We start from the raw sequence: 19949 nt of genomic DNA, 5'->3' as shown, positions 1-19949 counted from the left end.
CGGAGAGCCGGCGCGGGGATGGCCTCGTCCTTCGGGGGCATCCGGTAGGGCATGGCTACTGGATCGGCAACGGCACGCGGACGCGGTGAGGCTCGACGTGCCGCGAACAGCAAAGCGGTCGCGGCAGCGGCCCGTGCGGGCTTTGTCGCCCGCGGGGTCATCTACGCGCTGATCGGCGTCCTGTCCCTGCGGATCGCCTTCTCCGGCGGGGGCAAGCAGGCCGACCGGGGCGGCGCGATCGCCGAGATCGCCCAAAAGCCCTTCGGCACCGTGCTGCTGTGGCTGCTCGGGATCGCCCTGGCCGGGATGGCCCTGTGGCGGCTGTCCGAGGCCGCCTTCGGGCAGGCGGGTCCCGACGGCACGAAGCCGAGCAAGAGGGCGATGGCCGCGGGCCGTTCCGTCTTCTACGGATTCGTCGCCTACTCCGTGCTTTCCTACGCGGCCGGGGACAAGAGCAGCGGCAGCGGCAGTTCTGACAAGAACTCCCAGGACGTCACGGCGAAGGCGTTGGAGTGGCCCGGCGGGCAGTGGATCGTCGGCGTCGCGGGTGCCGTGGTGACCGCTGCCGGCATATGGATCGCGGTCCGGGCCGTCAGGCGCAAGTTCGAGAAGCACCTCCGGATGTCGGAGATGTCGCTGAAGGTGCGTAAAGTCGTCGTGTTCTTGGGTGTGTTCGGCGGTACGGCCCGGGGCGTCGTCTTCGCCACCGCAGGCTGCTTCGCCATCGCGGCGGCCGTCCAGCACGAGCCCGGCAAGGCCAAGGGCATGGACGACACCCTGCGGACGTTCGCCGATACCCCGGCGGGCCCCTGGCTGTTGGCGTTGATAGCGGTCGGGCTCATGGCCTTCGGGGTCTTCTCCTGGGCCAACGCGCGCTGGCGCGACGTCTGACAGGCGGTCGCACGCGACACACGTCAAGGGAAGAGGGGGCGCGAGTCCGGTTCCCGTCCCCCGCCCCCGTCCCCCGTTCCAGGTTCCCGAGAGCAACCCCAGGCCGGTGACCTGGGGTTTGTTCGTTCGCGTGATTCCTTCGGGAGTGCCCGGCGCGTGAACTACCAGGAGAGGGCGTCCTCCCAGGCTCTTCTCCTTGGCCCCGCCTTCACCGTCGGGGGAGGACGTCGTGATCCCCGCGTACGCGGACTGGCCGTGCTCGAGTGTTATTACGGCCTGCGGCGTGGTCTGCTCGGCCCACGGCAGGGGGGCCTGGGCGTCGGCGCCGGCCCTCAGGTAGGGGGCGATGTAGGCGTAGCAGGGCTTGGTGCCGGTGTTGGTGGCCTTGAGCAGCAGGTGGTTGATCGGGCGGGACACCTCGGTGACGGTCAGCTTGGTGTTCGCCGTGGTGCAGGTGACGACGGAGGGGGCCTTCTTGGTGGCGGCGGAGGCGGTCTGCCCGGTGGCCTGGAAGCCGATGAGCGCGAGGGCGGCGGCGACGACCAGGGAGGAGGCGGCCGCGCGGGAGACGAGACGAGTGGCGATACGCATGACGCCGGCGTCGACAGCGAGGCCGGCGGCGACAGCGGCATCGGCTTGGGCGGTCAGGAGTTGAGGCCTCGTCCGGAACGGATGACCCGTCGCGCGGCTCAGGACACCGGGACACCGCCGAGGCACATGCGCGGCTCCGTTTCCGTGGCGGCAGGCCCTAGGCTGATCCCCGTGAGGCAGGCAGGCGCTGGGAAGGACGTTCGGCGATGACGCCCCTGAGCACCGGGGACCCGGAGTCCATAGGCGGGTACACCCTTCTCGGTCGGCTCGGGGCGGGCGGCATGGGAGTCGTCTACCTGGGAGTCTCCGCCTCGGGACGGCAGGTCGCGGTCAAGCTCGTACACGGGCCGTACGCTCAGGAAGAGGAGTTCCGCACCCGCTTCCGGCAGGAGATCGCGGCAGCGCGCAGAGTGAGCGGCGCGTTCACCGCGCCGGTCGTGGACGCCGACGCGGACGCCGACCGGCCGTGGATGGCGACGCTCTACGTGCCCGGGTTCAACCTTGCCGAGGTCGTCGAGAAGGACGGCCCGCTGAACCAACGGGAGCTGCGTGCGCTGGGGCTGGGGCTCACCGAGGCGCTGCGCGACATCCACCGGGCCGGCCTGGTGCACCGGGACCTCAAACCGCGCAACGTCCTGATGACCGAGGACGGGCCACGCGTCATCGACTTCGGCATATCGCGTGCTGCTGACAACCAGAACCTCACCACGACCGGGCGGATGATCGGCACTCCGCCCTTCATGTCGCCGGAACAACTGGCCGCTCCCCGAGACGTCACCCCGGCCTCGGACGTGTTCTCGCTGGGGTCGCTGCTCGTGTTCGCGGCCGTCGGCACGGGGCCGTTCGACGCCGACAGCCCGTACATAACCGGCTATCAGGTGGTGCACGGGACCCCGGACCTGGGTGGGGTGCCCGAGGCGCTTGTGGGCGTGGTCGAGCGCTGCCTGGACAAGGACCCGGGTGCCCGGCCGGAACTGACGGACCTGCACCGCATGCTCGAGGCGCTGCCGGAGTCCGACGTCACCGCGTCCCCGACGACGGGACAGCCCGCGAACCCCCGGCCCCGCCCCGCTTCCCGGAGCGCGGCCACCACCTTCGCGGGCGCCGCGACCAACACGGGCACCGGCACCGGAACCGGTGCCGGTGCCGGCCAGCGACGCCGAGTCCGGATGCTGCTCGCCGGCCTCGGCGCGGTGCTGGCCGTCACGGGGCTGTGTGTCGGGGTGGGTGCCTTCGTGTCCGATGCGGACCCCACCGCCACCGCCTCCGACGCCACCGCCACGCCCGCCGCCCGCGCCGCGTCCCTGCCCGACGGCTGGCGGCCGTGGCGCACAGAGCTGCGGGACGACGTGAAGGGTGTCCCTCTCGACTACGACAGCCCCGGATGCGTGGCGCAGGGAAGCGCCCTGTTCTGCGGCGGTACGGGCTTCACGGTCGCCAGGGTCGACGCGGCCTCCGGCCGCATCCTGTGGCGGACCGGCACCCGCCCTCAGGGGGCGCAGCCGATCGGCGTGCGCGACGGGCTGGTCTACGCGTACGAGGATCCGGACGACAGCACCCGGCAGGTGGTGGCCCTCGACGCCACGACCGGGCACCGGCGGTGGCAACGCGACATCAACAAGTCCGAGGCCGCGGTCCTGTATGACGGCGGGTTGCTGACCCTGTCCCCCGACTACTCGTCGTTCGTGGCGTACGGGCCTTCAGGCAAGGAACTGTGGCGGGCGCCCTCGCTGGACGAGTACTGCACTCCGTCGGTGCTGGGGGGCGTCCCCTACGCCCTGTGCTCGGAGGGCGCCGAGCCCGGCCAGGCCCCGGTCGACCTGATGAAGCTGGGGCCCGGCAGCATGACCGAGACCGCCACACTGCCCAAGAAGGCGGAAGCGCTCGGCACGGTCGGCGGGCAACCCCTGTTCCTCGCTCCGCAGACCGCGAAGGACGTGTACGAAGCCGGCTACGAGCGGCCGTACAACGCGCTGCTGCGGGTGTCCTCGGAAACCGGGCAGGTCAGACGGGTGCCGCTGGCTCGTCCGCTGACCGGCGCGGCCACCCTGGTGGACGGCGTCGTCTACTTCGTCCGGTCCGACGGGTCGGTCACCGCGGTGTCGGCGGACAGCGGCAGACGACTCTGGCAGAAGACGACGGACGTGGAGAGCCTGTCCGCGCCCGCGGTGTCGGCGACGTACAAGCGGGTCTACTTCTCCAACCGCTTCGGCCGTCTGCTGGCACTCGACAGTCGCACGGGAGCGGCGGTGTGGCGCACCTCCGCGCTGGACGACCCCGGGGACAAAGCGCAGGGGTACCCGCCGCGGGTGATGCTCGTCAAGGACGCGATCGTGGCGATGGCCGGCGACACGGCCTTCTCCCGGAGCCCGGACGGACCCACCTGACCGACCGGGGCAGTCGCCGCGCGCGGCGTACCCAGAGGCCGGAAGCCGTCCGGGTACCCAGAGGCCGGAAGCCGTCCGGGTACCCAGAGGCCGAGCCGTCCGGCTCCGCATCGCGCGGCCGGGTCCCAGGCTGAGAGAGCCTCAGCAGGGCCGTCCACGCGGCGGATACCTCGTGCCGGGTGAGTCAGGGCACGCGCAGGGGGGGCGAGCCCGGATCATCCGCAGTGTCTACATCGGGTCCATGGTTCCGCTGCCCCTGCCGTTTTCCTGCTCGCTCTTCTTCCGAATATGCAGGGCCTTGTCCGTCAGCCGCCGGCGTTCCGCGGGATCGGTGGCGTGCTGGGCAGCCTGCTCCAGCTCTTCGGCTTTGTCGCGCATGTGCCGGGCCCGCTCGCTCGGCTGGTTCTCGATGCTCATGATCACACCTCGGGTCGGGGGTGTGCGGGGTCCTTCCAAGCCAAGCAGCAGGCGGGGGCACTCGCCACCGAAGGGCGCGCGCCTGTGCCGGGCCGGGGGCGCCGCACCGCAGCCGCCCTGGGCGCTGAAGATGCGAGGGCCTGCGCGTACGCACACCATGGGCGTGACATCGCATGGCGGGTGAGGACGTCGGCCGTGCCCGGGTGTCGCCGCCTGGGCGAGCGCCGGTGCGGACACAGGCAGGCGCTGCCAGTGCCGCCTGACGCGGTTGTGCGACCCGTCGTCCGTCTCCCGTGGAAGGGGCTTTTCCGTGGCCGTCCACCATCAGCTGATCCGGCGTTCCCCGCAGGCGGTATGGGGGGTGCTGGCCGATCCGGCTCGTTACGGGGAGTGGGTGGTGGGGCCCTCCGGTTCGATGCCGCTCGACCAGGCGTGGCCCGCTGTCGGATCCAGGCTCCTCTACACCATGCGGCTGGGTCCCTGGTCGGCGGACGGGGTGACGACGGTCCGCCACCAGGAACCGGGAAGTGAGCTGGAACTGGAGGCTTCGTTCAAGCCGCTGGGCACGGCGAGGATCTTCCTCCAGCTCAGGCCGTGGGGAGAGGAGGAGACTCTCGTCATCTGCGACGAGCACCCCCTGCGCGGGCTGGGAGGCACCCTCCACAACGCGGCGACTGAGGCGCTGTTCCTGGTGCGGCACCGGGGCATGCTGGCCCGTCTGGCCAGGCTGGTGGAACAGGAGTCTGCCGAGCAGGGTCACACCGGGGCCGGTCGTGCCTGACGCGGTGGTGATCGGCGCCGGTCCCAACGGGCTGGTGGCGGCCAATGTGCTGGCCGATGCCGGGTGGAGCGTGGACGTCCTGGAGGCGCAGCAGGAGCCCGGAGGCGCCGTGCGCAGCGATCGCGGGGTCCACCCCGACTACGTCTCCGATGTCTTCAGCGCCTTCTACCCGCTGGCCGCCGTGTCCCCGGTCCTGGCCCGCCTGGACCTCGCCGCGGAGGGACTGCGTTGGAGCCACGCCCCGCGCGTGCTGGCCCACCCGCTGCCGGACGGGAGATGCGCCGTGCTGGAGCGCCGGGTGCAGGACACCGCGGCGGGGCTGGAGGAGTTCGCGTCGGGTGACGGCGACGCCTGGCGGGACCTGTACGAGGCGTGGAGGCGTGTCGGGCAGGACCTCGTGGGGGCCATGTTCACGCCGTTCCCTCCGGTGCGCTCCGGGCTCCGGCTGGCCGCGGGGTTCCGGGCCGCGGGCGGGCTGCGGCTGGCCCGGACCCTGGCCCTGCCGGTGCGCCGCCTGGGCGACGAGGAGTTCCGGGGCGAGGGGGGACGGCTGCTGCTGGCCGGGAACGCCTTGCACGCCGACCTGGCCCCCGAGGCGGTGGGCAGCGGCGGATTCGGCTGGCTGATGTCGATGCTCGGACAGAGCCACGGCTTCCCGGTCCCGGTCGGCGGGGCGGGGGCCCTGACCGCGGCGCTCGTGAGCCGGCTGCGGCACCGCGGCGGCGTGGTGCGGTGCGGGGAGCGGGTCGTGTCCGTCGTCGTACGGGGCGGCAGGGCGGTGGGCGTCAGGACGGCCGGCGGCGAGAGCGTCAGCGCGCGCCGCGCCGTGCTCGCGGACACGTCGGCGCCGGCCCTGTACCGGGAGCTCGTGGGGGAGGAACACCTTCCCTCCCGCCTCCTGCGGGACCTGGAACGCTTCCAGTGGGATTTCGCGACCTTCAAGGTCGACTGGGCGCTGACCGGCCCGGTGCCGTGGACGGCCCCCCAGGCCTCCGGCGCCGGAACGGTCCACGTGGCCGACAGCGTGGACAGCCTGACCCGGTTCGCCTCGCAGATCGCCATGGGACAGGTCCCCGACGAGCCGTTCGCCCTGGTCGGGCAGATGACCACGGCGGATCCCAGCCGCTCACCCGCCGGCACGGAATCGGCCTGGGCCTACACCCATGTCCCGCAGCACATCACCGCCGACGCCGGCCCCGACCGCATCACCGGCCGCTGGGACGCTCGTGAACAGGAAGCCATGGCGGACCGCATCGAGGCCCAGGTGGAACGGTTCGCGCCCGGCTTCCGTACCCGGATCCTCGCCCGCCGGATCCTGGCCCCCACCACCCTGCAGGCCATGAACGAGAACCTCCACAACGGCGCCATCAACAACGGCACCACCGCCCTGCACCAGCAGGCCGTCTTCCGCCCCGTCCCCGGCACCGGCCGACCCGAGACCCCCGTGAGGGGCCTTTACCTCGCCTCCGCGGCCGCCCACCCCGGCGGAGGAGTCCACGGGGCTCCCGGAGCGAACGCCGCCCGGGCCGCGCTACGGGCCCACGGACCGCACAGCCTCCTGCACCGTGCCCAACGGATCTGAACCACCAGGTCGGCCGCGTGTTTGTCCAGTCGCATGCACGGCAGACACGGCGCCTCGGCTCCCCGGACCCGCGTCGAGGCCACTGAAAAAAGGCGCACTCGCACGCGAAGGGCGGGTACCGGCAGAACGCCGGTACCCGCCCCTGTGGACCGCGGAGTGACGGTCAGGCTCGGTGGTCTCCGTAGTAGCCGCCTACCTGCTCGTGGTAGCCGGGGTCACCGACGTGCTTGTCCTTGTCGAACTCGGGGGAGTTCTTGATCTCGTCCTTGGTACGGCCGACGTGGATCGTCCGCTCCGCGACGTCGATGGACGAGATGACACCGGCAGGAAGCAGCACCTGCTTGCCGAAGATCCACACTCCGGTGTCGACGACGATGTACGCGGCTCCGACGTCCTCGGAGTGCTTGTCGACCTTGCCGATCGAGCCGTCGCTCGCCTCGACCTTGAATCCGGTCAGGTCCGTGCCCGTCTGGTAGCCCGACTGAGCCGGGTAACCCCACATGTCCGTCATACAAAACCTCCCCTTGTAGTGCGTGAATACCGAGGAATCCCGTCCGTCATTTCAGTGGGTGTCCCTCGGTGGGTCGAGTGCCCACCGTTTTCCGTCTCACACTGTTTGTTTTCGGTCGGCGAATCCCGGGAGTCATGGAACGGCCACGACGACGGCGTCAGCGGCGGCGCAGCATCATGACGACAGCGACGATGACAATGATGACGACGACGGTACCCAGACCTATGTACACGAGTTTCTCTTTCCTTCGGCAAGCGGCACCGATCCGTGCCGTAGAGAGCCAAGTGCCCCCGTAGAGGCCTTTCAGCCACTCGGTGAGCCTGTTGCCCCGCTCTGACATCGCGCGAGCGCGCGAAGACGCCGTCTGGGAGGGGTCAGCACGGGCAGGAGGCGGTCCTGGTGGCGTGGCCGCGGGTCTCGCGTCCGCCCTCGGAGTCCCAGACCGCCTCCTCGGCCCGGTCGCTCTCGGACACCGTCCGCAGACGTGCCGCCTCCTCCATCAGCCGGCTCGCGGTCGCCCTACCCTGTGGGTCGCTCGCGGCGGCCATCAGCCAGGCGGCCGAGACCGGGTCCGTCGCCGGCGGTATCACCAGCAGGTTCCACCGGCCCACGCGGTAGGAGAGCAGCAGCAGTTCGTGCGGGTCCTGCTCGGCCAGGAACCAGCCCACGTTCACCACATGTCCGGCGACGGGCACCTTGCGTGGAACGACCGGCCAGTGGGTGGGATTCACGGTGACCCGGGTGATCCGCCCCCACAGCGGATCCAGCACGGCGGTCAGTGCGGGGAGTTCCGCTCCGAGATCACGGGAGCGGGGCCACCACGCGCCGTCCAGGAGAGCCGGCACGGCGCCTGCGGGAGCCAGCGACAGGCGCAGTGCGGACGAAAAGCGAGCGGGCGACGGAGACGGAAGGGATGACGACAACCGGTCTTCGAATGTCGGCGAGAAGGAAATGGTCGCAGTCATGACGCGAACCCTGCCCCGGGCCGACCGTAGTCGGCCCGGCCTATTCGATCGCCGAAAACGACACGAGCGTGGAAGCCGGTGCGCGGAATATCCTCGGTGACTTCAGCCTACTCCTCGCCCGAGCCGCACGGACCCTCGTGCCGACGGATGAACCGTCCCCGCGCTTCTTTTCCGGACAGTTCTGATGCCCGAAACGCGTATGAGGCATAGGGTGAAAAGCGGGTCGGCACACTCTCACGTGCGACCGGCCTGGAAGGGCGACCCCGGTGTGTATACGCCGGGGTCGTTGGAGGAGCGCCGACGCGCCATGGCAACGAGCAGTTCGGTCCGGACCACTTCGTCACCGCGCGGATGATGGTTCTGAACATCGCCACAGGGCGGCTGCGTTGGGTCAACGCCGGCCACCCGGCACCGTTCCTGATCCGCAACCGCGCCGTGGTGGACCGGCTGGAGAGCCCGACCACGTTGCCAGTCGGCTTCGGCGGCGAGGAGCCGGTGGTCAGCGCGCGGATGCTGCGCCGCGGGGACCGGCTGCTGTGCTTCACCGACGGCCTGATCGAGGAACACCGGGCCGACGGGGAGCAGTTCGGCGAGGAGCAGCTCGTCGGGGAGCAGTTCGGCGAGGAGCAGCTCGTCGAGTGGACCAACCTGATCCTCCGCGACCGCACCGAGGTACGGGCGGTGGTGCGAGCCCTCTCCCACGCCCTGAAACAGGAACGCGGCGCCACCACGAGCGACGACGCGACCATCTTCCTCATCGAGTGGCGAGGCGGCGACGCCGACCATCTCACCGCCCTCGACTGAGCGGAGCGTGCGAAGAGCCCGCCTCGAACACGAGGCAGGCGCCCCGGACGAATCTGATGCGGCCGCTTCGGGATGACATGGCCACTTCGGGGAACCCGGCAACTACCAGCAGGATTCAGGGAATTCCAGGAGGTAGGAACATGATCGCCGTCGGTATCATTCTGCTCGTCGTCGGGTTCGTCACAGGCATATCGATCCTGTGGACCCTCGGCCTCATCCTGGCCGTGGTCGGTGCCGCCTTCTGGATCTTGGGATCCACGGGACACGCGGTGGCCGGCCGACGCCACTACTGGTAAGGGCCTCCGGCAGTGCCGCGCCCCTCGCGCGAAGACGACCCGCGTGTGGGGACGACCGTCAGGAGGTGAGGACGGAGATGCCGTCCCCGAGCAGTTTCAGCCCGAGGACGAAGAACAGGACCGCCATCACGGCGACGTTGTGCTGAGCCGCCCAGTCCTTCCAGTTGCCGAGCGTGGTCTTGGCGCGCTCTCCGCCGAGCAGAAAGACACCCAGTGGGGCCAGCAGGCCGAGGGTGGCGATCACGACGAAGATCGCCAGCGAGCCGATCTGCTGCCCCACCGGCAGGCCCGCCGAGCCGATCGCGGCCCCCGCGGCGATGGTCAGCGGGGCGTTCTTGGCGTTGAGCGCCGCCAGGGCCACTCCGAGCGCGAAGACCTTGACCGGCGTGAGGCGGTCGATCGCACTCATCCACTTCGGCAGCCTGGCCTGTGAGGGATCCTTCGGACGCCGGTGCCATTGCCGGGCGCCGAAGAGGACCAGGAACACACCGAGGGCGAGTTTGAGGGCGCCCACCCAGGTGGCCGGGTGGTTGTGGGTGGAGGCGCCGGCCGGGGAGGCGATCGCCAGCATCACCGCGCCCAGGGCCGCGAGCCCCAGGATCCAGCCGACGGTGAAGAGGATGCCGTTGAGACGTCCCCGAGGCGTGGCGAGGATGAGGATGACGGCGATGATGGGGAGCGGGCTGACCGCGACGGCGGCCGCGAATCCCAGTACGTCACCGAGAACTGCGCCCATGGTTGCCTCCGCGTGGGGTCAGGGGGGGCGATCCGGCCGAGCAGGGCCTGCTGCGAGAGGGTGCCCGGCCCGCCTCGGCGGGTCGGCGGGTCGGCGTGCGGTCGGCTGCGCCGCCGTCTTCACGGCCGTACGGAAGTGGCCGGCCGACCATGACGACGACGTACGACGTACTCGGCACGTACCACTGGTTCCATCTTCCTGCGCCCGGCCGGGTCTGTCCTCGGGAGCCGCTGGGAGCCGCTGGGAGCCTCTCGGGGCGGGAGGGGGTGGCCCAGGGTCCGCGAGGGGATGCCGGAGTTTCCCCGGAATGCGAGGCGGCGCATCCGTGGTGAGGATTGAGACGTGAGGGCGATGGTGCCTCGTGTTCGGGCACTTGGTGCCCCTCGCACCGATCCGTGGCAGGAGAGTTCCCCGATGACTGCGACGACAGGTGCAACCCAGACTCCGCACCCCGAGCGCCCGGGCAGGTCTGACGGGGTCTGCAGTGAGTTCACCGTCTTCACCGAGATCAAGCCGGGCCACGCGGATGCGCTGCGCAAGGATCTCGCCACGCTCGCCGACGCGGCGGATGACGAGAAGGTCCATGCGGCGGTGCGCCAGATCGGCACCCTGCACGACGCACGGCACGTGATCTTCGACAACGACACCCGGTTCATGTTCGCCAGCGTCTTCGACGGCTCCTGGGACAACTACATCGACGACTTCGCCAAGACGGTGGTCGGGGACCGCTTCGACAGGGTCTTCTCGCACAGCGAAGGTTTCCCCGGCGTCACCGATCCGGGGGTGAAGGACTGGTTCGTCGCTCACCAGGCACCCGCGGGGGTCTTCGTCAGCGCCTATCCCGACCTGACCGTTCAGCAGATCTTCAAGGACCACCGCGTGGACGACGCGTTCCAGGAGGTGCTGGACACCCCCCAGTTCCGGGCGGCGCTGGAGAACCCGGCCAACGCGGAGTTGGTGGCCACGCCGGCGTTCCAGAAGCTGCTGGAAGAAGCCTCGGCCTAGCACCCGGCCACGACCGGCTCTCGGCCAGGACCGGCTCTCGGCCACGACCGGCCCCCGCGCCCACCCGCCATCGGTGGACCAAGTGGGCTGGTGCGGGGCGGACGTTGCGCGGGTGTCCGGGCAGGGATCGATGTGGGAGGCACAAGCGACCATGAACCCAGTGGACAGCGGCAGCGTGCCAGGCGTGCGCGTCGACATCGACGACGTCCAGAGCGGAGCCCTGCGGCCACGGCCCGTGCCCTACGAGGGAAGGTTCGTCTTCCTGCGCGTGGACGAACCCCGGGCCGGCCGCGCGCTGTTGCGCCGACTGCTCCCGGTGACCTCGGGTGGCCTGCCGGACGCGGACCGGAGCCGGGATGCCTGGGTCGCCGTGGCGTTCACCTATCAGGGGCTGGAGGCCCTGGGGGTGCCCCAGGAGTCGCTGGACAGCTTCCCACGGGCGTTCCGCGAGGGCATGGCCGCGCGCGCGGAGCTGATCGGCGACGTCGGCGAGAGCGCCCCGGCCCACTGGGAGGCACCGTTCGGAACGGGCGACGTCCATATCGCGTTGAGCGCCCTCTCCTCCGACGCGGCGCAGCTGGACCAGGAGCTGGAGCGGGCCCGCGCCGCCTACGAGGGCACGCCCGGAGTGCAGGTGATCTGGCGGCAGGCGGTCCAGCAGCTCCCGACCGGACGCACCACCTTCGGCTTCCGCGACGGCATCAGCCATCCGAACATCGAGGGCGTCGGACTGCCCGGGTCCAACCCGCAGGAAGCCCCCATCAAGGCCGGGGAGTTCATCCTCGGCTACCCCGACGAGACCGGTAACCAGGCGCCCATGCCCAGCCCCGACGTGCTGGGGCGCAACGGGACCTATGTGGCCGTGCGGAAGATCCACACCGATGTGGCGGCCTGGCGCCGCTACCTGCGCGCGAACAGCGCCGGCGCCGAGGAGGAGGCACTGCTGGCGGCGAAGATGGTCGGGCGCTGGCCCAGCGGGGCGCCGCTGGCGCTGGCGCCGGAGCACGACGATCCGGAGCTGGCGGCCGATCCGCACCGCGTCAACGACTTCCTCTACCGGGAGAACGACGACCGGGGCTACCGGTGCCCCGCCGGTGCGCACATCCGGCGCACCAACCCCCGCGACGCCACCATCATCGGCGACGCGCGGATGCACCGCCTCATCCGTCGCGGCACCACCTACGGACCGCCGTTGCCCGAGGGCGTGCTGGAGGACGACGGCGCCGACCGGGGCCTGGTCGGCGTCTTCATCGGGGCCCACCTGGAACGGCAGTTCGAGTTCATCAAGGCCGAGTGGGTCAACGACGGCAACTTCATCGGCTACCCCGGCGAGAAGGACCCGGTGGCCGGGCATCACGGCGGGACCGGCAGCGTCACCATCCCGGAGAAGCCGGTCCGGCGTCGCCTGCGGAACCTGCCCAGCTTCGTGGTCACCCGCGGCGGCGAGTACTGCTTCCTGCCGGGGCTGCGTGCCCTGCGCTGGCTGGCCGAACTGGAGGGCTGACCGCGATTCCCGCTCCCTGAGGTCCATCACGCCCGCCGAGGAGAGGCCGCAGTCATGGCAGCACAGTTCGTCCGCTACACGCCCGACGTCAAAGACGACGCCCCGGACTTCGACCGCGACGTGCAGACGGTGATCGAGAAGACCGAGGGCTACATCGCCGGGTCCGTCGAGGCCGGGGGCGCCGGGCGGGCCCTTCGCGACGCCCATGCCAAGGGCTACGGGCTGGTCCGAGGGGAAGTGGAGATCCTGGACGGGCTGCCCCCGGAGTACGCCCAGGGCATCTACGCGACCCCGGGAACCCACGACGCGCTGATCCGCTTCTCCAACGGCTCGCCCCACGCCGGAGCCGACGCACGACTGGGCGCCGCCACCGGACTGGCGCTCAAGATGTTCGACATCCCCGGCCCGACCCTGCTGGAGGACGAACCGGACTCGGGCACCTTCGACTACGCCAACATCAACGGACCGGTCTTCTTCTGCAACACCGTCGAGCACTACCTGTTCATCCAGGAGCTGTTCCTGAACGCGCCGGCCTACTTCTCCCAGGGCCGGCCCGGTGCGCATCGTTTCTTCACCGAGTTCGTGACCGGGAAGGGAACGCTGGACCAGGACAACTGGGCGTGGGACGAGTTCCTGGCCTTCCTGCGCCTGTCGAAGACCCCGCCGACGAACCTGCTCCTGTCGAGCTACTGGACGATGGGCGCGGTCCGGCACGGGGACTACATCGCCAAGGTGCGGATCACCCCCGACCCCACGTCCGCCGCCGGGGTGGTCCGGCGCACCATCGACCCGGCCTCGGCGGTGGAGGTCTTCCGGCCGGCCCTGCAAGCCGAGTTGCAGGAGGGGCCCTACGTCTTCGACATCCAGGTCCAGCTCTGCACCGACCTGGAGCGCATGCCGGTGGAGGACACCACCGTCGAGTGGCCCGAGCAGCTGTCGCCGTCCTTCACGGTGGCGAAGCTGCGGCTCCCGCAGCAGGACATCTCCAGCCCCGAGAACCTGGAGAAGATGGACGCGCTGTCCTTCACGCCCTGGCGGGTCACCGCCGAGCACGCGCCCCTGGGCAACATCATGCGGGCCCGCAAGGAGGTCTACCGGCGATCCTCCATCGAGCGCCACAAGCTCAACCAGCAGCCCCGCACCGAGCCCCGAAGCGCCGACGACGTACTCGGCCGCACCACCTGAGCACCGGACCGGGAGAGGCACCGGACCGGGCCAGGAGGCGGACCGGGGCAGGAACCGGATCGGAACAGGCACCGGATCGGGGCAGGAAACGGACCGGAACAGGAACCGGATCGGAACAGGCACCGGACGGAACAGGCACCGGATCGAGCGGCCCGGCACCCTCCACGAGGGGCACCCCGACGAACCCGGCAGCGGAGATACGGTCGCCGTGCCGGCCGCGGGCGGCGGCCGCGGGCGGATGATGGCCGGTATGCGTATCCGTATCGACGCCGTCGACCTGCCCGGCCGTACCCGTCCGGCCCCCGCCGGCAGCGACGGCCCCGCGTACACCGGCATCCATGTCGCCGTGCAACGCCGTGACCGGCCGGGCGAACTCCTCGGACCACAGCCCGCCGACGCCGTGTCCGCGACATGGACCCTGGAGTGCACGGCGACCGTCACACCCGACGGCATCGAGGTGACGGGGCCGTATGTGCAGCACCGTCTGGGCCGCCGGTTCGTGTACCTGTCCTGGTGCACGGTCGACGACTCGGGCGTCTACAGCATGTTCCGCCGCGCCAAGCTCATGCTCGACGCCGTCCCCGCCGACTTACTCGCCGCCGCCGCGCACCGCGGTCTGCTGGTCGGCCGGCTCGGCCTGACCGACGCGGCCGGCGGACCCCTGTGCGCACGCGTCGAGCCCCCGCACGTCACCTGGACCGCAGGCGAAGGCCGATCGGCTCTCTGATCCTCAGCCCGGGGCGCCGTCACAGAGGTCGAGGATCCTGGTGAACGGTCTGCGGAGCAGTACGGCCACCGGGGCCGCGTCGTCCCTGGTGTACCGGGCGAGTGCGGCGCGGGCGGCGGCCGTGTCCTCGTGGGGGTCCCGCCCTTCGAGGAGGGCTTTCAGGGCGCGTCCGGTGGCCTCGGCGACCGGCAGAAGGGCTGTCCGGGCCCGGGAGAGGGCCGGGGTGGGGCCGTCGCGCGCGGTGAAGAAGTCGACCTCGGCGGCCAGGGCGAGGAGATGGGGTGCGGCCCGGGCGGCGCGGCCGATCCGATCGCTCAGTTCGGCCACCTCGGTCCGGTGGCGCCGGCGCAGCGGATTGAACCGCATGGCCTTCTCCGCTTCCCGGGCCTTCTCCCCGTAGCGGCGCAGCCGGTCCGCCTCGGCCTGCGTGTGCCTCCGGTTCGCGTACGCGGCGTCCGGTGAGCCGATCGCGCGTGTGCTGCGTACGAGGCCCTCCGTCAGATCGTCCGCGTACTCCCGTGCCAGCGTCGCCGCCTCCCGGCGCGGGTTCCGCGGCCACAGCAGCGGACCGAGGACGGCGGTGACCGCGCCGCCCAGCGCGTTCTCCCATAACCGGGCGAAGCCGTAGGACTCCGGTGACGGGTTGGCGAAGACCAGCAGGGAGGTCACCGCGACCTGCACGTTCAGCGTCGTGCCGGAACTGATGACGGTCCCGCACAGCAGGGCCAGGCCCATCACGACGGCGAGCACGGCCGTGCTCGGCCGGAAGAAGTGGACCACGGTGACGCCCAGGGCCACTCCGGCCATCACACCGAGGATCCTCAGCAGCAGTGCCGCCAGCGAGGAGGCCGCATCACCGCGCAGGCACAGCAGCGGAACGATGGCGGCGAACACCGGCGGTTGAACGGCACCGGCCCACAGCGCGGCCTGCCAGCAGAGCACCGCGATCACCAGGATCCGGGCCGCCGTCGGCCCCTGCGCCCGGAGCCTGGAGCGCACTCGCGGCCACGGCGAAACGCCCGTCACCTGGCCACCATAGGCACACACCGAGGCCCGCCGCCCGCGGTGTACGCCCCCGCGGTCCGGTGGCTCAGGCGGCTTCCCGCGCCGCCCGGGTGAGCTGGTCGACCTCTTCGGGGTCTAGGGCGAGCCGGGCGGCGTTGACGTTCTCGTCCAGGTGGGTCACACGGGAGGTGCCGGGGATCGGCAGCATGACCTCCGTGCGGGCCAGCAGCCACGCCAGCGCGACCTGACCGGGGGTGGCCTCGTGCCGTTTGGCGATCGTGTCGACGAGACGGCCCGGCTCGACCAGCTCGCCCGCGGCGACGGGCGCCCACGGGATGAAGCCGATGCCCTCGCGCGTGCAGTGGTCGACCACGTCCTCCGACGTGGGGTCGGTGAGGTTGTAGCGGTTCTGCACGGTGACGATCTCCGCGATCCGCCGGCACTGCTCGATCTCGTCCACCGTGACCTCGGAGAGCCCGATCGCCACGACCTTGCCCTCGTCCTGGAACTTCTTCAGCTCGCCGATCTGGTCCTCCAGCGGCACCTTCGCGTCGATGCGGTGGAGCTGGAACAGGTCGATATGGTCCAGGCCGAGCCGCCGCAGGCTCATCTCGAGCTCCTGCCGGAGGTACTCGGGCCGTCCGACCGGGGCCCACTCGTCCGGGCCCGAGCGGGTGAGGCCCGCCTTGGTGGCGATCAGGACGTCGTCGGGGTACGGGTGGATCGCCTCGCGGATGATCTCCTCGCTGACATAGGGCCCGTACGAGTCGGCCGTGTCGATCAGCTGGACGCCCAGTTCGACGGCACGGCGGACGACCCGCCGGCACTCCTCGCGGTCGGCCGGCTCGCCCCAGATGCCGGGGCCGGTCAGCCGCATCGCCCCGAAGCCCAGCCGGGCCACCCGCTTGCCGGCTATCTCGAAGGTCCCTGACTCGTGTGCGATCAGCGTGTCTTCGGTCATGAGTTCCACGCTACTCCCGCACCGGGAATCCGCCTGGGCGCAGCCGTACCGGCCCGCCGTGCATGCGCGGCGGGCCGCACCCGCCCGGTGTACGCACACCCGGTGTGCACACCGGGCGCGGCATGCCCGTCCCGCCCGGTGCCGGTCTACCGCATCGCCCCCGGCCGTACCGGCTGACGGGGCCTCAGGAGGACTTCTCCAGTGGGCCGGTGCTGTGTCCGTACGTAGCCGTAGACCACCGAGGCCATCGCCAGCAGGAGAAGCGGGCCGGACGCCCACGGGTGCCTGGCCATCTCCAACGGCAGCCAGCGGTAGGACACCAGGAGTGCGGCGAAGACCGTCGCGCCGTAGGCGGCGAGCCGGAGCCCCGACCGGTCCCAGCCGCGGTCGAACGAGCGCAGCGCCGCCTCGACCGTGAGCGTGAACACCACGCCGGCGACGAGGTCCACGCCGTAGTGGTAGCCGAATCCCAGCGTCGCGGTGAGGGTGGCGACCAGCCAGAACGCACCGGCGAAGCGCAGCACGCGCGGGCCGGTCCGGGAGTGGATGAAGATCGCGACGGCCCAGGCCGTGTGCAGGCTGGGCATGCAGTTCCGCGGGGTGAACCCGTCGAACGGCATGGGGCGCGGGCGATCGACCGGCGGCGTCGTCCGCGGCCACCAGTCGGCCACCGCCCAGTGGCCGTTGCCGGGGCCGAGGCCGTGGCCGTGGCCGTGGCCGTGGCCGTGGAAGTGACCGCCGGGCGGCGGGTCCGGCCACAGGCTGACCGAGGCCCAGTGCTCGGCACCGGTGCCGTAGGCGAAGACCGGCCCGACCACCGGGAAGATCATGTAGACGGCCGGCCCGAGGAGGCCGATCACCAGGAAGGTGCGGACCAGGTGATGGCGTGGGAAGCGGCGTTCGACCGCCACGTGGCGCAGTTGGTACAGCGCGACGACGACCGCGGCCACGGCGAGCTGGCCGTAGACGATGTCGAGGAGGTTGAAGCCGACCGGACCGGTGGCCGTCACGATCCGGCCGACCAGCCACGACGGTTCGCTCAGCGCGTGATCGGCGGTTGCCACGTACTGGTCGAGTACCGTCGGGCGGGTCTTCGAGGTGAGGAGCAGCCAGGTGTCGCCGGTCTTGCGGCCGGTCACCAGCAGCAGGCCCAGTCCGACGCCCTTGAGCAGCAGGACCTGTTCCCGGCCGGTGCGGCGGGTGACCGCTGTGACCGCGTGGGCCAGGATCACCCACAGGGCGCCGTTGCCGAAGGGATGGCCGTCGGTCACCGGGGCGTCAAGCGCCCAGCGGACCGCCGCGATGGCGATGTCGATGCCGATCGCGGCGGCGGCGGCGACGAACCGTTGCCGCCAGGTGAGGACCGTCATCATCAGCGCCAAGCCGGCGTACAGCAGGAAGCCTGACTTGGGGGCGAAGATCACCTCCCGCGCCTGCTCGGTGATCGGCCCCGGCAGGCCGTAGCGTCGTGCGGCGATCTCGAGTGCCAGGAGGAACCCGAGGGTCGCGACACCCGCCACGGCCCAGGGTCTCGCCCCCGGTCGACGCCACAGGGAGAGCGGTGTTCCGAAGCTTCTTCGCGAAGGAACCCGCGGTGGTATGGATTTCAATTTCCGGCCGATTTGTTAGACGACGACACCTGTCCGATGAGGGAAGACGGAAGGGTCACCTGCCGGGTTCCGGTCTCGTTCAGGAAAGACCCCCAGATTGTTCACCCGGGGGTCTCCCATGGCGAGACCGCGGACGAATCAGCCGGACTGGGACGGGGTCTGCTTGATGCCGTCGACGATGGCGCGGTTCATGACGGCGCTGGTGAACAGCACGGTGCCCGGCTTGATGAGGGCGTCGACGCCGGTGGCCCGCTTCACCTGGACCGTGCGCTCGCCCAGGAAGACATCGCTCTTCCTGTCGAAGATCCACTCCTCGCGCTCACCGCTGGTCTCGTCGAGCCGGGCCACCGCGACACCGTGCCGGCCGGCCGCGTCCACCGCGTCGTTCACCACGACGACGCCGGGGATCTTCGCGGCGGCCTTGAAGAGCGCCGGGTAGAGCTTCGCCGGTGGGTAGCTCTCGCCGAGCAGGTCGCCGATGGTGGTGAACGCCTCCTGGTCGGGGGAGTTCCCCTGCCCCTTCGTCTCCTTGTAGATCTTGGCCAGCAGGGCGTCGGGGTCGGTGGTCAGCTTGGCCAGGTAGTCGTACGACGGAGAGTTCAGGTTTGCCTTCGGGGTGTTGCCCTGCTCGTCGGGGAGGCTCAGGGTCTCGCCCTCGGGGCTGACGTTGACGGCCGGGTCGATCAGCCAGCCCTTCGTGCCGTCGGCGGACCTCCACACCTGGCGGGTGTGCAGCTCGTGGCCGGCCAGGCTGGTCCCGTCGTCGGTGGACTTCAGGAAGGTGTCGGCCGACTTGGACTCGATGTAGACGTACTGGCCGGGCTTGACGTCCGGATGGGACGTGTCGGCCGCCGCCAGCGCGATCCGGTCCAGAAGCTGAGGTACGCCCTTGCTGGTCGCGGCGCCGACGGTGGTGGTCAGGGCCGGTCCGGTGGCGACGCCTTCGTCCTGGACGCCGTTGCCGCCGCCGGAGACGACCACCCCCGCGACGACCACCCCGGCGAGGGCGGCGGCCAGTGCGGGGAGGGCGATCGCGGGGCGCGGCAGCCGCAGCCGCCGGGTCCGCGGCCGGTCCGCCGGCTGCTCGGCCGTGCGCTCCGCCGCCTGGGTCTGGTGAATCTGGGCCATCATGCGCTCCTTGTGGAACTGGTGACGGCCCGGCGGCAGGTCGCGCGTCGTCCGGTCGAAGAGCCGGTCGCCCTCGTCCCGCTCGGCAGCGTTCTGCCGGGACGTGTTCGCGTTCATCGGTTTCCTTCCTGTGCGGGCCGGATCGCGTGTGCGTGATCGCCTCTTGTCTGTCGGCCGGGGCCGCCGCCTTCCCGTTTCCCGGGACTTGTTCCGGGATTTCTCCGACGGCGTGCCGGTTCGGCGTCGGCGAGCTTGCGGAGCTTCTTTCGGGCGCGGGAGAGCCGGGAGGCGACCGTGCCGACCGGGATGCCGAGCGCCTCCGCCGCGGCCTCGTAGTCCAGGCCCTCCCCGAGGCAGAGCGCGATGACCTCGCGTTCGGGGCGCCGCAGCGTCGCGAGCGCGGTCAGCGCCGTCGCGAGGCGCTCCCGGTCGTCGAGCCGGTCCGCCACCTCCTCGGCGTGGTCGGGCACCGACAGCTCGGCCGCCGCGGCCGCCGTCGCCGCCGCCCGGTAGCGCCGGTTGCTCCGGTACTGGTTGCGGGCGGTGTTGGTGGCGATGCCCAGCAGCCATGGCCGCAGGGAACCACCCGTCGGATCGACCTTCTCGCGCAGCCGCCACGCCTCCATGAAGGTCGCGGCCATCACGTCCTCGGCGGTCGACCAGTCGGCGGTCAGCCGGAAGGCATGGTTGTAGACGGCGCGGGCGTAGGTGTCGAAGAGCTCGGCGAACGCGCTCGAGTCCCCGGCCCGTATCCGGGTTCGCATAGGAGTGCTCACCTCATTGAGCTGTGCGGCACCCGGCACCGACTTCCCGTGACCTGCGTCACATGCGCCTCTGGTGCGCCCTCCCGCGTGGCGGAGGCT

At 71.1% G+C, this 19949-nt stretch carries 19 protein-coding genes and 2 pseudogenes; 11 read left to right on the top strand and 10 right to left on the bottom strand.

Annotated elements, in window-relative coordinates; translation table 11 throughout:
* The first annotated feature begins 51 nt into the window (after positions 1-51).
* On the top strand, positions 52-891 hold the full coding sequence (locus tag AB0N16_RS26110) for a DUF1206 domain-containing protein (protein WP_365800601.1): 840 nt from the start codon (positions 52-54) through the stop codon (positions 889-891).
* A 195-nt stretch (positions 892-1086) separates the two neighbouring features.
* Here AB0N16_RS26110 and AB0N16_RS26105 read toward each other — a convergent pair.
* Positions 1087-1308, bottom strand: a pseudogene (locus tag AB0N16_RS26105) (DUF4232 domain-containing protein); the annotation flags it as partial.
* Here AB0N16_RS26105 and AB0N16_RS26100 point away from each other — a divergent pair.
* Positions 1259-1546: a hypothetical protein gene (locus tag AB0N16_RS26100; protein ID WP_365800599.1), complete on the top strand. Its 288-nt coding sequence runs from the start codon at positions 1259-1261 to the stop codon at positions 1544-1546. The pseudogene AB0N16_RS26105 and the gene AB0N16_RS26100 sit on opposite strands and share 50 nt — an antisense overlap.
* A 142-nt stretch (positions 1547-1688) precedes the next feature.
* Positions 1689-3869 carry a PQQ-binding-like beta-propeller repeat protein gene (locus tag AB0N16_RS26095; protein WP_365800597.1) on the top strand — a complete coding sequence of 727 codons (2181 nt, stop codon included), beginning with the start codon at positions 1689-1691 and terminating at the stop codon, positions 3867-3869.
* 228 nt (positions 3870-4097) lie between these two features.
* Here the strand turns inward: AB0N16_RS26095 and AB0N16_RS26090 are convergent, their stop codons facing one another.
* Complete coding sequence (locus AB0N16_RS26090; protein WP_365800595.1) at positions 4098-4286, bottom strand: DUF6381 family protein; 189 nt, start codon at positions 4284-4286, stop codon at positions 4098-4100.
* Between the two features lie 310 nt (positions 4287-4596).
* On the opposite strand from AB0N16_RS26090, the gene AB0N16_RS26085 reads away from it, so the two are divergent.
* Complete coding sequence (locus tag AB0N16_RS26085) at positions 4597-5067, top strand: SRPBCC family protein (protein ID WP_365800593.1); 471 nt, start codon at positions 4597-4599, stop codon at positions 5065-5067.
* Complete coding sequence (locus AB0N16_RS26080) at positions 5060-6649, top strand: NAD(P)/FAD-dependent oxidoreductase (RefSeq protein WP_365800591.1); 1590 nt, start codon at positions 5060-5062, stop codon at positions 6647-6649. The genes AB0N16_RS26085 and AB0N16_RS26080 overlap by 8 nt, the downstream gene beginning before the upstream one ends.
* A 163-nt stretch (positions 6650-6812) precedes the next feature.
* Here the strand turns inward: AB0N16_RS26080 and AB0N16_RS26075 are convergent, their stop codons facing one another.
* Positions 6813-7160, bottom strand: a complete 348-nt coding sequence (locus AB0N16_RS26075; protein ID WP_365800589.1) for a PRC-barrel domain containing protein — start codon at positions 7158-7160, stop codon at positions 6813-6815.
* 374 nt (positions 7161-7534) lie between these two features.
* On the bottom strand, positions 7535-8125 hold the full coding sequence (locus AB0N16_RS26070) for a DUF5994 family protein (protein WP_365800587.1): 591 nt from the start codon (positions 8123-8125) through the stop codon (positions 7535-7537).
* Between the two features lie 315 nt (positions 8126-8440).
* Here AB0N16_RS26070 and AB0N16_RS26065 point away from each other — a divergent pair.
* Together AB0N16_RS26065 and AB0N16_RS26060 are read left to right on the top strand one after the other, a co-directional pair.
* Positions 8441-8929: pseudogene (locus tag AB0N16_RS26065) on the top strand (PP2C family protein-serine/threonine phosphatase); the annotation flags it as partial.
* A gap of 140 nt (positions 8930-9069) precedes the next feature.
* Positions 9070-9225: a DUF6131 family protein gene (locus AB0N16_RS26060; RefSeq protein ID WP_365800585.1), complete on the top strand. Its 156-nt coding sequence runs from the start codon at positions 9070-9072 to the stop codon at positions 9223-9225.
* Positions 9226-9283: 58 nt separating this feature from the next.
* On the opposite strand, the gene AB0N16_RS26055 is transcribed toward AB0N16_RS26060, so the two are convergent.
* On the bottom strand, positions 9284-9961 hold the full coding sequence (locus AB0N16_RS26055; RefSeq protein WP_365800583.1) for a GAP family protein: 678 nt from the start codon (positions 9959-9961) through the stop codon (positions 9284-9286).
* Positions 9962-10375: 414 nt separating this feature from the next.
* Between AB0N16_RS26055 and AB0N16_RS26050 the strand changes: the two genes are divergently transcribed.
* From AB0N16_RS26050 to AB0N16_RS26035, 4 genes are all read left to right on the top strand, one after another.
* Entirely contained in the window at positions 10376-10966 is a 591-nt protein-coding gene (locus AB0N16_RS26050; protein WP_365800581.1) for a hypothetical protein, read from the top strand.
* 151 nt (positions 10967-11117) lie between these two features.
* A complete protein-coding gene (locus AB0N16_RS26045) occupies positions 11118-12470 on the top strand; it encodes a Dyp-type peroxidase (RefSeq protein ID WP_365800579.1) in 1353 nt (450 codons plus the stop codon).
* Between the two features lie 54 nt (positions 12471-12524).
* Positions 12525-13655, top strand: coding sequence for a catalase family protein (locus tag AB0N16_RS26040; RefSeq protein ID WP_365800577.1), 1131 nt, complete (start codon positions 12525-12527; stop codon positions 13653-13655).
* Positions 13656-13905: 250 nt separating this feature from the next.
* The gene (locus AB0N16_RS26035) at positions 13906-14382 is read left to right on the top strand and encodes a DUF5990 family protein (protein ID WP_365800575.1); all 477 of its coding nucleotides are present in this window, start codon (positions 13906-13908) and stop codon (positions 14380-14382) included.
* 3 nt (positions 14383-14385) lie between these two features.
* Here AB0N16_RS26035 and AB0N16_RS26030 read toward each other — a convergent pair whose 3' ends face one another.
* From AB0N16_RS26030 to AB0N16_RS26010, 5 genes are all read right to left on the bottom strand, one after another.
* Positions 14386-15381 (bottom strand): FUSC family protein, encoded by a 996-nt coding sequence (locus AB0N16_RS26030; protein ID WP_365800573.1) that lies wholly within the window; start codon positions 15379-15381, stop codon positions 14386-14388.
* A 91-nt stretch (positions 15382-15472) separates the two neighbouring features.
* A complete protein-coding gene (locus AB0N16_RS26025; RefSeq protein WP_365800571.1) occupies positions 15473-16348 on the bottom strand; it encodes an aldo/keto reductase in 876 nt (291 codons plus the stop codon).
* A gap of 146 nt (positions 16349-16494) precedes the next feature.
* Positions 16495-17868: a DUF5933 domain-containing protein gene (locus AB0N16_RS26020; RefSeq protein WP_365800569.1), complete on the bottom strand. Its 1374-nt coding sequence runs from the start codon at positions 17866-17868 to the stop codon at positions 16495-16497.
* 228 nt (positions 17869-18096) lie between these two features.
* Entirely contained in the window at positions 18097-19203 is a 1107-nt protein-coding gene (locus tag AB0N16_RS26015) for a CU044_5270 family protein (protein ID WP_365800567.1), read from the bottom strand.
* The gene (locus AB0N16_RS26010) at positions 19200-19850 is read right to left on the bottom strand and encodes an RNA polymerase sigma factor (RefSeq protein ID WP_365800565.1); all 651 of its coding nucleotides are present in this window, start codon (positions 19848-19850) and stop codon (positions 19200-19202) included. The genes AB0N16_RS26015 and AB0N16_RS26010 overlap by 4 nt, the downstream gene beginning before the upstream one ends.
* Between the last annotated feature and the right edge of the window lie 99 nt (positions 19851-19949).

The sequence above is a fragment of the Streptomyces sp. NPDC051105 genome (assembly GCF_040682795.1).
GTDB lineage: Bacteria > Actinomycetota > Actinomycetes > Streptomycetales > Streptomycetaceae > Streptomyces.
Note: the sequence above shows the minus strand (reverse complement) of the source record. Positions and strands in the feature narration are given on the sequence as shown.